General features: G+C 74.3%; 10 protein-coding genes. 5 read left to right on the top strand and 5 right to left on the bottom strand.

Translation table 11 applies throughout. The features are described 5' to 3' along the window. Positions 1-114: 114 nt before the first annotated feature. Genes hemQ through hemE form a run of 3 tightly spaced genes read right to left on the bottom strand, consistent with a single transcriptional unit; the run spans position 115 to position 3,322 of the window. On the bottom strand, positions 115-816 hold the full coding sequence (hemQ, locus tag ACLQ2W_RS30050) for a hydrogen peroxide-dependent heme synthase (protein ID WP_281935281.1): 702 nt from the start codon (positions 814-816) through the stop codon (positions 115-117). Beyond that, positions 813-2,222, bottom strand: a complete 1,410-nt coding sequence (gene hemG, locus ACLQ2W_RS30045) for a protoporphyrinogen oxidase (protein ID WP_425790748.1) — start codon at positions 2,220-2,222, stop codon at positions 813-815. Before hemG ends, hemQ begins: the two co-directional genes overlap by 4 nt. Positions 2,223-2,230: 8 nt before the next feature. Next, positions 2,231-3,322, bottom strand: a complete 1,092-nt coding sequence (hemE, locus tag ACLQ2W_RS30040; protein ID WP_425790746.1) for a uroporphyrinogen decarboxylase — start codon at positions 3,320-3,322, stop codon at positions 2,231-2,233. Between the two features lie 181 nt (positions 3,323-3,503). Between hemE and ACLQ2W_RS30035 the strand changes: the two genes are divergently transcribed. Next, positions 3,504-4,076, top strand: coding sequence for a DUF3000 domain-containing protein (locus ACLQ2W_RS30035; protein ID WP_425790744.1), 573 nt, complete (start codon positions 3,504-3,506; stop codon positions 4,074-4,076). Between the two features lie 96 nt (positions 4,077-4,172). Here the strand turns inward: ACLQ2W_RS30035 and ACLQ2W_RS30030 are convergent, their stop codons facing one another. Beyond that, on the bottom strand, positions 4,173-5,063 hold the full coding sequence (locus tag ACLQ2W_RS30030; protein WP_425790742.1) for a hypothetical protein: 891 nt from the start codon (positions 5,061-5,063) through the stop codon (positions 4,173-4,175). 108 nt (positions 5,064-5,171) lie between these two features. Further along, entirely contained in the window at positions 5,172-6,266 is a 1,095-nt protein-coding gene (locus ACLQ2W_RS30025; protein WP_425790740.1) for a trypsin-like peptidase domain-containing protein, read from the bottom strand. 806 nt (positions 6,267-7,072) lie between these two features. On the opposite strand from ACLQ2W_RS30025, the gene ACLQ2W_RS30020 reads away from it, so the two are divergent. From ACLQ2W_RS30020 to ACLQ2W_RS30005, 4 genes are all read left to right on the top strand, one after another. Beyond that, positions 7,073-8,395: a ribonuclease D gene (locus ACLQ2W_RS30020; protein WP_405093033.1), complete on the top strand. Its 1,323-nt coding sequence runs from the start codon at positions 7,073-7,075 to the stop codon at positions 8,393-8,395. A gap of 106 nt (positions 8,396-8,501) precedes the next feature. Then, positions 8,502-9,698, top strand: coding sequence for a thiolase family protein (locus ACLQ2W_RS30015; protein WP_425790738.1), 1,197 nt, complete (start codon positions 8,502-8,504; stop codon positions 9,696-9,698). Next, complete coding sequence (locus ACLQ2W_RS30010; RefSeq protein ID WP_425790736.1) at positions 9,695-11,761, top strand: 3-hydroxyacyl-CoA dehydrogenase NAD-binding domain-containing protein; 2,067 nt, start codon at positions 9,695-9,697, stop codon at positions 11,759-11,761. Before ACLQ2W_RS30015 ends, ACLQ2W_RS30010 begins: the two co-directional genes overlap by 4 nt. A gap of 184 nt (positions 11,762-11,945) precedes the next feature. After that, positions 11,946-12,716: a hypothetical protein gene (locus ACLQ2W_RS30005; protein WP_281935295.1), complete on the top strand. Its 771-nt coding sequence runs from the start codon at positions 11,946-11,948 to the stop codon at positions 12,714-12,716. Positions 12,717-12,832: the final 116 nt, after the last annotated feature.

Here is a 12,832-nt window from a genome sequence, read left to right as displayed (position 1 = left end):
CGCCAGGCCGCCAGCCTGACCCCGGCCGGCCGGCAAGGAGGGGCCCCCTTTTAACACTCCGGTGTGAGAGGGGGCCCCTTCTCTACCGCAGGCGTTAAAAGGGGGCCCCTCCTTTCACACCAGGCAGGTGACGATGTCGGCGACGGGGCGGCGGCGGCCGGTGTAGAAGGGGATCTCCTCGCGGACGTGTCGCCGGGCCCGGGACGCCCGCAGGTCGCGCATCAGGTCGACGATGCGGTGCAGCTCGTCGGCCTCGAACGCCAGCATCCACTCGTAGTCGCCGAGCGCGAACGAGGCGACCGTGTTGGCCCGCACGTCCGGGTAGCCGCGGGCCATCTTCCCGTGCTCGGCCAGCAGCTCCCGCCGCTCCCCCTCGGGCAGCAGGTACCACTCGTACGAGCGGACGAACGGGTAGACGCAGAGGTAGGCGCGCGGCTGCTCGTCGGCCAGGAACGCCGGGATGTGGCTGCGGTTGAACTCGGCCGGCCGGTGCAGCGCCATCTGCGACCAGACCGGGGTGAGCGCCCGGCCCAGCGTGGTGCGGCGGAACCGCAGGTACGCGTCCTGGAGCGCGTCGCTCGACGACGAGTGCCACCAGATCATCAGGTCGGCGTCGGCGCGCAACCCGGCCACGTCGTACGTGCCCCGGACCGTGACGTCCTTGCCGGCCAGCTCCGTGAAGAGCGACTCGACCTCGTCGACGACGTTCTCCCGCAGCGACGGCAACGGGCTCGACGCCCGGTACACCGACCACATGGTGTAGCGGATGGTCTCGTTCAGCTCCCGCAGCCGGGCCGCGTTGGTCTGCTCGGTCATGTCGCCGATCCTCCCAGTGCTGTGATGATCTCTTCGGCCGCCGTCTCGCCGGAGCGGACGCAGACCGGAATGCCGACCCCGTCGTAGCCGGCCCCGGCCAGCGTCAGCGTCGGGTGCGCGGCGCGCAACGCCGCCCGTGCCCCGGCCACCCGGCCGGTGTGCCCGGGCGGGTACTGCGGCAGCGCGCCGCCCCACCGCTGCACGTGCCGGGCCACCGGGTCGGGCAGCGCCGTGCCCAGCGCCGCCGACAGCTCCCGGCGTACGGTGGCGGCCAGGTCGTCGTCGGTGAGCTGGAGCGAGGTCTCGTCGCCGTAGCGGCCGACCGAGGCGCGCACCAGCGCCAACCCGTCGGGCCGGCGCAGGTGCCCCCACTTGGTGGTGAAGAACGTGGCCGCCTTGATCAGCAGGCCCTCGCCGGCCGGCACCAGGAACCCGGACAGCTCCGGCAGCTCCGGCGCGGGCAGCGCGAGCGTGACCAGCGCGACGCTGGCGTAGTCGAGCGCGCCGACGGTCGCCGCCACCTCGGGCGCCTCGCCAGCCAGCAGCCGGGCCGCCGGCCGGGCCGGCACCGCCAGCACCACCGCGTCGGCGTCCACCAGCTCGGAGTCCCGGGTCGGGCCGACGGTGAGCCGCCAGCCGTCCGGGGTGCGGCGCAGCTCCCGTACCGCCGCGTCCCGGCGGATCGTCGCCCCGCTGGCCCGCGCCGCCGCCTCGACGAGCGTGCTCAGCCCGCCGGCCAGGGTGCCGAAGACCGGGGCGCCGGGCGCGCGCGGCGCGGCGGCCTGCGCGGCGCGTACCGCACCGACGAGCGTGTGCTCCCGACGGGCCGCACGGGCCAGCGCCGGCATGGTGGTGACCAGGGAGAGGTCGTCGGCGCGGCCCGCGTACACGCCGCCGAGCATCGGGTCGACCAGCCGGTCCACCACGGCGTCGCCGAGCCGCTCCCGGACCAGCCGGCCGACCGCGAGGTCCTCGCCGGGGGCCAGCAGCGGGCGGCCCGCGTCCCGGTCGGCGTCCGCCGCCGGCCGGGCCACCGCCGCCACCTTCGCCAGATCCCCGGGTACGCCGACGAGCGTGCCGCCCGGCACCGGGCGCAGCCCGCCGTCGACGAGCAGGGCAGCCTGCCCGACGGTCGGGTGCACGAGCTGCGCGGCCAGGTCGAGGCGGCGCGCGAGGGTCACCGCGGCCGACTCCCCGCCGGCCGGGTCGCGCATCAGGAACGACTCGGCCCCGAACTCGACCGGCCCGCCGGCCAGCTCACCCGTGCGCAGCTTGCCGCCGAGGCGGCCGGACTGCTCGTACACGGTGATCTCGATGCCGACGGGGGCGCGGTCGCGCAACCGGACGGCGGCGGCCAGCCCGGTGATCCCGCCACCGACGATCGCCACCCGCCACGGCCGCGCCACGGCTCCCCCTAGCGGGCCGGTCGCGCGGACAGCTCGTGCACCAGCGCGACCACCCGGGTCAGCACGTCGGGGTCGGTCTCCGGCAGGACGCCGTGGCCGAGGTTGAACACGTGGCCGGGCGCGGCGCGGCCCTGCTCGACGATGCGCCGCACCTCGGCCTCGACCACCGGCCAGGGTGCGAGCAGCACGGTCGGGTCGAGGTTGCCCTGCACCGCCTTGTCCGGCCCGATCCGGCCGGTGGCGACGTCAAGCGGCGTACGCCAGTCGACGCCGACCACGTCGGCGCCGGCCTCGCCCATCGCGGCGAGCAGCTCGCCGGTGCCCACCCCGAAGTGGATGCGCGGCACGCCGGCGGCTTCCAGGCCACCCAGCACGTACGCCGAGTGGGGCAGCACGAAGCGGCGGTAGTCGGCCTCGGAGAGCGCGCCGGCCCATGAGTCGAAGAGCTGCACGGCGGAGACGCCCGCCTCGATCTGCACCCGCAGGAACGACAGCGTCACGTCGGCCAGCCGGCCGCAGAGCGTGTGCCACAGGTCGGGGTCACCGTACATCAGCGCCTTGGTCTTCGCGTGGGTCCGCGACGGCCCGCCCTCGACCAGGTAGCTGGCCAGCGTGAACGGCGCGCCGGCGAAGCCGATCAGCGGGGTGTCGCCCAGCTCCGCGACGAGCAGCCGGACCGCCTCGTCCACGTAGGACACCTCGTCGCGGCCGATCGGGGTGATCCGCTCCACGTCGGCGGCGGTGCGCACCGGTTCGGCCACCACCGGCCCGGTTCCGGGCACGATGTCCAGGTCGATCCCGGCCGCCGCCACCGGCACCACGATGTCGCTGAACAGGATCGCCGCGTCCACCCCGTGCCGGCGGACCGGCTGGAGGGTGATCTCGGTGACCAGCTCGGGGCGGCGGCACGACTCCAGCATCGGCACGCTGGCCCGGATCTCGCGGTACTCCGGCAGGGACCGGCCGGCCTGGCGCATGAACCAGACCGGGGTGTGCGGGACCGGCTCGCGCCGGCAGGCGCGCACGAACGGCGAGTCGGCCGGCCCGCCGCGGCGGGGTTCTCCGTCTCGGGCGGCAGTGCCCGTGGTGTCGGTGGTCATCGCCGCAATCGTGCCACGCCCCCCGCCCACCCTCACGCCCCCGCCCCCACATGTGACGTGAAAGGAGGGGCCCCCGCTTAACGCATCCGGTAGAGGAGGGGGCCCCGCTTAACACCCGGGTCCGCGACGCGCCCGGCGCGGCGTCACCCACCGCGCGGCGGAGGCGGCATAGGCTGCCGGCATGGCCCCCCCGATCGCGCTCCCGGAAACGTTCGCCCGCGCGGTCGCGGGACTGCGGTCGGCCACACCCCGGCCGGAGATCCTGCTGGAGGAGGTCGGCGCTCCGCAGCGGCTGGCCCCGTACGCGTTCGCCCTCTCCGCGGCGGTCATGCGCGGCGACGACGAGATCGCCAGTGGCCGGCTGATCCTGCTGCACGACCCGGCCGGGCACGAGGCCTGGCAGGGCACGCTGCGCCTGGTCACGTACGTCACCGCCGAGCTGGAGGTCGACCTGGCCAGCGACCCGCTGCTGCCCGGCGTGGGCTGGACCTGGCTGACCGACGCGCTGGACGCGCAGGGCGCCGGGCACCGGGCGATCGGCGGCACGGTCACCCAGACGCTCTCCACCCGGTTCGGTGAGCTGGCCGGGCCACCCGCCGCCGGCGACATCGAGATCCGCGCCTCCTGGACGCCGCTCCGCGCCGACCTGGGGCCGCACCTGCTCGGCTGGTGCACATTGCTGGCCTCGACAGCCGGTCTGCCCCCACCGGGCGTCACCGCGCTGCCCATCCGCCGCCCCGCCGGCGCCGCCTGACCCGGCCCTTCGGCCAGCTCTGTTGACCATGAAGTTGGCGGCCGTTCCGGAGATCCGGACGGCCGCCAACTTCATGATCGATCAGGTGGGTGGGGCTCAGAGGTAGTTCTCGGCCTCGTCGCAGATCTTGTCGAGACCCTTGTTGGCCGCCTCGAAGCCCGCCTTGTCGCCACGAGACGCCGCGGTGATGGCGGTGGTCAGCTTGTCCAGGCAGTTCGCGATGACCTTCTTCTGCCGGGCCTGCTCGTCCCGATCGTTCTTGGTGCCGGTCAGGTCCTGCTCGGTGTCGGCCAGGCGCTCCTGCACCGCCTTGACCTCACCCTTGAGCTTCTCGATCTCCCGCTGGTTCGCCGAGATGGTGCCGTCACGCTGACTGACCTGCCGCTCGGCGCTGGTCAGCTTGCCGTTGGTGGTGACGTAGAGACCGGTCATCACGCCGCCGAGGACGAGGAGCAGCCCGGCGACGAGGGCGAGGATCAGCGTGGTCCGGCCCCGGCCCCGGCCACCGCCGGCCGGCGCACCCGTCGGCGTGCCGTAACCGGCCGGGCCGTACGGGGGCGCGGCGCCGGGCGGCCCGGACATCGGCTGGGGGCCGAACCCGGGACCGGAGACGGGCTGCGGGCCGAACCCCGGCCCGGAGACGGGCGGCGCCGACATCGGCTGCGGGGGGTAGCCGGCGCCGGAGACCGGCGGCGCGGACATCGGCTGCGCCGGGACGGGGGCGGCGCCCGGCGCGTAGGCACCGGGACCGGTCCCGCCCGGGGCGGGACCGCCCGCGCCGTACCCGCCGGAACCGTACGCGCCCGGGCCGGGTGCGCCGGAACCGTGGTCGCCGGGGCCGGACACGGGCGGCTGGGGCCGGGTGGGGTCGGGGTGCGCCGGGCCGTACGGCGGGGGCGAGGGCTGGCTCCCGTACGGGTTGCCGTAGACCGTGCCGCCCGGCGGCTGGGGCGGGTGGCCCTCCGCTCCGGTGGGTGGCTGGGACATGTCGTTCCTCCAGTTGTGCTGGTCCCCGCGGGGTGGCCCGGTGGGCCGGGGTCGACGGGGCGTGGTCGGGGCCACACCCGCACGGCGCGCGCCGCGCTGAGCCGCGACTCAGCAGAGTTTGAAGCGGTCGCAGGCGGTCTTGATCGGCACCGCCAGCCCGATGCCCTCGGCGTCACGGGCCTTGGCCGTGGCGATGCCGACGACCTCCTTCGACCCGTTGATCACCGGACCGCCGGAGTTGCCGGGATTGATCGGCGCGTCGAACTGGATCACCGGGCCGGAGCCTCCCTCGTCCTTGCGGAACGCGCTCACCACCCCGGTGGTGACGCTGTCCTGCAGGCCGAGCGGGGCACCGACCACCACGATCTGCTGGCCGGACTTCACCGGCGTCCGGGCCGCGACCAGGCCGCCGAACGTCGCGGTGGTGCGCAACTGCGCCAGGTCCTTTTCCTTGTCGGTGTCGATGATGGTCGCCTCGAACCGCTGGTCGGTGCGCTCCAGGAACACCTTGCGCTCGCCTGCGGCGAAGACCGACTCCACCACGTGGAAGTTGGTGAGCAGCGTGGTGCCACCGCCGGCCGGCGCCTTGCCGACCGCGAACGCCGTGCCGGTGAACTGGCCGGCCCGGACCCGGAACACGCTGGGCAGCACCGCGCTCGCCACCGCTTCGGGATTGAACGCGGCGCCGGCCTGCTTCTCCAGGCTTCCGGCGCGCTGCTCCAGCCCGTCGAGCCGGCGGGCGTCCGCGCCCTGGGCCTCGGCCGTCCGCCGGTCGGCGGCGGCGAGTCGGTCGTCGAGCCGGTGGATCTGGTACGCCTGCACGCCGGTGACCACGGCCAGCACACCGGCCAGCACGAGCGCCACCACCGGCAGCCGGCCCCGGCGGCGGGCGGGGTCGGGGCCACCGGCGAGCGGCGACCCGCCGAATCCGGTCTGGCCGGACACGCCGGCCGGATACGCCGACCCCGGTGTGGGCTGACCGGGCCAGGCCGACCCGGAGCCCGACTGACCCGGCCAGGCCGGCCCGGACGACGGCTGACCGGGGAACGCCGGACCGGACGTCGGCTGACCGGGAGACGCCGGACCGGACGGCGACTGGCCCGGGAACGCCGGGCTCGACGTCGGCTGACCCGGATATCCCGGACCGGACGGCGACTGACCCGGGAACGCCGGGCTCGACGTCGGCTGACCCGGGCTCGACACCGGCTGACCCGGATACGCCGGACCGGAGACCGGTTGACCCGGATACGCCGGACCGGAGACCGGTTGACCCGGATACGCCGGACCGGAGACCGGTTGACCCGGATATGCCGGACCGGACGGCGGCTGACCGGTCGACGGCGCGGCCGGGGCCGGTCGAGACGGGTAGGCCGACCCCGCGGCGGGCTGGCCCGACCAGGCCGAACCGGCATTCGGCTGGGTCGGCACGGGCGATGCCGCGGACGCCCCGCCGAACGGCGGGTGACCGGCGTGGCCCGCCCCGCCGCCCCAGGCCGAATCCGGCGTGGCAACGCCCCGACCCGGGTCGGGCGCGGCGGCGTCCCAGGCCGGACCGGGCGCGGCGTCCCAGGTCGAGCCGGGCGCGGCAGTGCCCCGGGCCGGTGGTTCCGGTGCGGCGACGCCCCCGGAGAAAAATTCGGGGCCGGTGGGCGCGCCGGGGAACGGGGCCGCCCGGCCGGGCGGAGCGATGCGTGGCGGCAGTGGCCCCGGCCGGTCGGCCGTTCCGTCGCCGCCCTGCCCCGGCACGCCGTCGCCGGTTTCGTACCCGCCTGCCATGATCGCCTGTCCTCCCCCGCCGGCTCCGCCGGCGCGCCGACCGTTACCCGGCCGCCCCCGCGCCGCCCACGGCTCGATGGACCGTACCGGCGGGAACGGGGTTTGTCTTCCCCGATGTCCGACCCTCTCACCCCCGCGCAACCCGGCGCGTTCCGGACACCTGGGGGACATCTCGTCGACACGCAACGGACCGGCTGCGCGCACCGGATCGTCCGGCCTACTAGGGTTGTCAGGTGACCGACGAACCACCCCTGCGCCGTCGGGCCGCCGAAAGCCGTACGGGAGAGGTGTCTCCGCATCCGTCGACGGCCGTGCCGGAGCCGGCGGGCGCGGGGACCGAGACCGACGCGAGCGCAGCCGTTCCGCTGACCGCCCCGCGCGACGGCACCCCCGCGCCGGTGGCCACCCCCAGTGAGCTGGACGCGGTCGTGGCCCGCTTCGCGGCCGGCACCGGCCCGGTGGCCCTGGACGCCGAACGCGCCTCCGGCTACCGCTACAGCCAGCGGGCCTACCTGGTGCAGCTGCGCCGGGCCGGCGCCGGCACCACGTTGATCGACCCGCTGCCGCTGCCCGACCTGTCCGCGCTCGACGCGGCGATCGCCGAGGCGGAGTGGGTGCTGCACGCCGCCAGCCAGGATCTCGCCTGCCTGGCCGAGTTGGAGCTGCGCCCGCGCCGGCTGTTCGACACCGAACTGGCCGCCCGGCTGGCTGGTTTCGAGCGGGTCGGCCTGGCCGCGCTGACCGAACAGCTGCTCGGCTTCAGCCTGGAGAAGCACCACTCCGCCGCCGACTGGTCCAGCCGGCCGCTGCCGGAGTCCTGGCTGACGTACGCGGCCCTGGACGTGGAGTTGCTTGTCGACCTGCGCGACGCGCTCGACGCCGAACTCGACAGGCAGGGCAAGTCCGGCTGGGCGGCGGAGGAGTTCGCCGCGCTGGTGCGCAACGGCGCCCGCCCGCCCCGGGTCCGCGCCGAGCCGTGGCGGCGCACGTCCGGCATCCACCGGGTCCGCGGCGCCCGCGCCCAGGCCCGGGTGCGTTCCCTCTGGTACGCGCGGGACCAGATCGCCGCCCGTCGGGACGCCGCGCCGGGGCGGGTGCTGCCCGACTCGGCCATCGTGGCGGCGGCCGAGCTGGACCCGAAGGACGAGAAGACGCTGCTGACCCTGCCCGGGTTCGGTGGTCGCTCGGTGCGCCGGCTGGCGCGTACCTGGTTGGCGGCGTTGGACGACGCACGCCAACTGCCGGACGACGCGTTGCCGGTGAGTCCGACGGTGGAGGGCCCGCCGCCACCGCACCGGTGGGCGGAGCGCGACCCGGTCGCGGCGGGTCGGCTGGCCCGCTGCCGGGAGGTGGTGGTCGGCACCGCGTCGGCGCACCGGCTGCCGGCGGAGAACCTGATCGCGCCGGACTCGATCCGCCGGTTGGCCTGGCAGCCGCCGGAGGAGATCACCGACGACACGGTGGCGGAGACCCTGCGCACGCTGGGTGCCCGCGAGTGGCAGCTCGGCCTGCTCCTGCCGGCGCTCACCGAGGCGTTGCGCACCCCGGCGTCCTGAGCCGGCCCGACGCGGGTTGTGAGGTGGGCCACACGGGGGGTGGTGACGCCACTGGTTACTGGCGAGTAGCATCCGGAGAAATGGCCAGTGCCGAGGGAGGCTCCAAGTGCCCCGTGAAGTCCGAGATGTCGTCTTCGTCGACGGCGTCCGAACGCCGTTCGGCAAGGCGGGTGGGATGTACGCCAACACCCGCGCCGACGACCTGGTGATCCGCTGCATCCGCGAGCTGATGCGCCGCAACCCGCAGCTGCCGCCGGAGAAGGTGGAGGAGGTGGCGATCGCCGCCACCACCCAGATCGGCGACCAGGGCCTGACCATCGGCCGCACCGCCGCCCTGCTGTCCGGCCTGCCCAAGACCGTGCCCGGCTTCGCCATCGACCGGATGTGCGCGGGCGCGATGACCGCCGTCACCACCGTGGCCTCCGGCATCGCCGTGGGCGCGTACGACGTGGCCATCGCCGGCGGCGTGGAGCACATGGGCCGCCACCCGATGGGCGAGGGTGTCGACCCCAACCCGCGGATCGTCGCGGAGAAGCTGGTCGACCCGTCCGCCCTGGTGATGGGCGCCACCGCGGAGAACCTCCACGACTGGGTCCCGCACATCACCAAGGAGCGCACCGACGCGTTCGCGCTCGCCTCGCAGCAGAAGACCGCCAAGGCGTACGCCAACGGCAAGCTCCAGGGCGACCTGGTGCCGGTGGCCATCCGGGACGCCGACGGTGGCTGGGGCCTGGCGACCGTGGACGAGGCGCCGCGGGACACCTCACTGGAGAAGTTGGCCGGCCTGAAGACCCCGTTCCGCCCGCACGGCAAGGTCACCGCGGGCAACGCGGCCGGCCTGAACGACGGCGCCACCGCCGCGCTGCTGGTCGCCGAGGAGACCGCCCGCGAGCTGGGCCTGCCGGTCGGCATGCGGCTGGTGTCGTACGGCTTCGTGGGCGTCGAGCCCGAGGTGATGGGCGTCGGCCCGATCCCCTCCACCGAGAAGGCGCTGCGCATCGCCGGCCTGAGCATCGACGACATCGGCCTGTTCGAGCTGAACGAGGCGTTCGCGGTGCAGGTGCTCGCGTTCCTCGACCACTTCGGCATCGCCGACGACGACCCCCGGGTCAACGCCTGGGGTGGCGCGATCGCCATCGGGCACCCGCTCGCGTCCTCCGGCGTGCGACTGATGACCCAGCTCGCCCGGCAGTTCGCCGAGCACCCCGAGGTCCGCTACGGCGTCACCGCCATGTGCATCGGCATCGGCATGGGCGGCACGGTCATCTGGGAGAACCCGAACTGGAAGGGTGAGGACAAGTGAGCGCGCTCGCGGCACCGAACGAGGTCGTCACCAGGGCGCTGCTGCGTCAGGTGGCCGTACCGGGGCTGGACCGCCCGGCCGCCCTGATCACCCTCGACAACGGCTTCGACCACACCAAGCCGAACAGCTTCGGTCCGGGCGGCCTGACCAGCCTGGACGAGGCGATCACCGCCGCCCTGGCGGCGAACCCGGCGTTCGTCGCGGTCACCGGCAAGCCGTACATCTTCTGCGTGGGCGCGGACATCACCAGCCTGCCCCAGCTGGAGAACCGCGAGCAGGCGCTGGAGGTCGGCCGGCTCGGCCACCGGGTCTTCGCCCGGCTCAAGGACAGCGACGTCCCGACGTTCGCGTTCGTCAACGGCGCGGCCATGGGCGGCGGCCTGGAGCTGGCGCTGCACTGCCACTACCGGACGCTGTCGGCCGGCGCGGCGGCGCTGGCGCTGCCCGAGGTCTCGCTCGGCCTGGTGCCCGGCTGGGGCGGCACCCAGCTCCTGCCGAACCTGATCGGCATTCCCGCCGCCACCCAGGTGATCCTGCAGAACCCGCTGATGCAGAACCGGATGCTCAAGCCGAAGCAGGCGGCCGAGATGGGCATCGCGGACGTGCTGCTGGAGCCGGCCGACTTCCTGGAGCAGTCGCTCGAATGGGCCGCCGGCGTGGTCCGGGGCGAGGTCACCGTGACCCGCCCCGAGGTCGACAAGGACATGTGGGCGGGCGTGCTCTACTTCGCCCGGCAGACCCTCGACCAGCGGCTGCACGGCGCGGTCCCGGCCGCGTACAAGGCGTTGGACCTGCTGGAGACCGCGAAGGACGCGGACTTCGCGGCCGGCACCGCGGCGGAGGACGAGGCGCTCGCCGACCTGGTCTTCTCCGAGGAGCTGCGCAGCGGCCTGTACGCGTTCGACCTGGTGCAGCGGCGGGCCAAGCGCCCGGCCGGCGCGCCGGACAAGGGCCTGGCCCGGCCGGTGACCAAGGTGGGCATCGTCGGCGCCGGCCTGATGGCCAGCCAGCTCGCGCTGCTGTTCGCCCGCCGGCTCCAGGTGCCGGTGGTGCTGACCGACCTTGATCAGGCCCGGGTGGACCAGGGCGTGGCCTACGTGCACACCCAGGTCGAGAAGGCCGTGAGCAAGGGCCGGATGGACAAGGGCACCGCCGCCAAGCTGTACGGCCTGGTGTCCGGCTCGGTCGACAAGTCGGTGTTCGCCGACGCCGACTTCGTCATCGAGGCCGTATTCGAGGACCTGGGCGTCAAGAAGCAGGTCTGGGCCGAGCTGGAGAAGATCGTCGCGCCGGAGGCGGTGCTCGCCACCAACACCAGCTCCCTGTCGATCACCGAGATGGCGGCCGACCTGGAGCACCCGGAGCGGGTCGTCGGCTTCCACTTCTTCAACCCGGTGGCGGTGCTGCCGCTGCTGGAGATCGTCCGCGGCGAGCGCACCGACGACGCCACGCTGGCCACCGCGTTCGCGGTCGGCAAGCAGCTCAAGAAGTCGTCGGTGCTGGTCAAGGACGCCCCGGCGTTCGTGGTGAACCGGCTGCTGACCCGCTTCCTCGGCACCGTCTTCGCCGCCGTCGACGCCGGCACCCCGCTGGACGTCGCGGACAGCGCGCTGGACCCGCTGGGCCTGCCGATGCGCCCGCTCGCGCTGCTCCAGCTCGTCGGGCCGGCGGTGGCGTACCACGTGGGCGGCACCCTGCACGAGGCGTTCCCGGAGCGGTTCACGGTCAGCGAGAACCTCAAGCGGATCGCCGACTCCGGCCAGCCGATCGTGGTCGACGACCAGGTCAACGAGGAGGTCGCCAAGCTGCTCGTGGTCGGCGACCAGCCGCTCACCGCCGAGCAGGTGCGGCAGAACGCGCTCGACGCGCTGGCGCAGGAGATCGGGCTGATGCTCGACGAGGGTGTGGTCGCCGAGGCACAGGACATCGACCTGTGCATGATCCTCGGCGCCGGCTGGCCGTTCCACCTGGGCGGCGTCACGCCGTACCTGGACCGGACCGGCACCTCCGAGCGGGTGACCGGCCGGCGGTTCCTGCCGCGCGGTGTGGCCAGCCTGCGCTGACCGTTCCACGCATCGATCGCGGTGCCCGCGTCGTCCGTTCCGGACGGTGCGGGCACCGCGATCGGCGTTCCGGGGCCGGTCACGGGACGGTTCCGGTTTGATCACACCGCCCCGGACCGGACGGCAGGGTGTCGGCGGCTCTGGCTACCATCACGCGTCCAGAATCTTCACAGGAGCTGCCTTCATGTCCCAGCCGCCGTCCAATCCCTACCCCGGCCACAACCCCTCCCCCTCCGCACAGCCGGGTGGCTACCAGCCGCCGCAGCAGTACGGCGGTGAGCACCCGCCGGCGCCGCAGCAGCAGTACGGCGGTGACTACCCGCAGCAGCCGCAGTACGGCGGCGACCAGTTCGGCGCCCCGGTCCCGCCGAAGAAGAAGTTCGGGGTCGGCAAGATCCTGCTGATCGTCCTGGCCGTGGTGCTGGTGCTCTGCGTCGGCGGCGGCGTCGCCTTCTGGCTCGCCGCCGGTGACGACGTCAAGGACGTCGTCACCGCCACCAAGACCCGGGTCGTCGAGCCGACGACGCTGGGCGGCCGGCCGAAGGCGACCGAGCCGCAGCTCCAGTCGACCGCGCTCCAGATGAAGTCCGAGCTCGGCAAGGACGTGCCGAACGCGACCAGCACGGCGGGCGCGTTCTACGGCGACCCGGCCAAGAAGGACCTGGTCATGATCGTCGCCGTCTCCGGCGTCATCGCCGACCCGAAGAAGGAGATGGCGGACGCCATCGCCGCGGTCACCCCGGACCTGGGCACCAAGGAGTTCAAGACGGTCGACGCCGGCCCGCTCGGCGGCGACGCCAAGTGCGGCGACGGCAAGGCCCAGGACATCCCGGTCGGTGTCTGCATCTGGTCCGACAAGGGCAGCCTCGGCATGGTGGTCGTCTACTTCAAGTCCGTGTCCGAGCTCCAGTCGGAGTTCGTCAACATGCGCGGTGAGATCGAGAAGCAGGACTGATCCCCGACTGATCCCGCTCGGAGCGCCGGGGCCCCCCCCCTGGCGGGGGGCCGGGGGCGGTTGGGGGGGGTGGGGCGGCGGGGCGGGGGGCGGTTGGGGTGGGGGCGGCGCGGGCC

Origin of the sequence: Micromonospora sp. DT227, from assembly GCF_049841835.1 — a bacterium.
Taxonomy (GTDB): domain Bacteria; phylum Actinomycetota; class Actinomycetes; order Mycobacteriales; family Micromonosporaceae; genus Micromonospora.
This window is presented reverse-complemented; position numbering and strand designations above follow the sequence as displayed.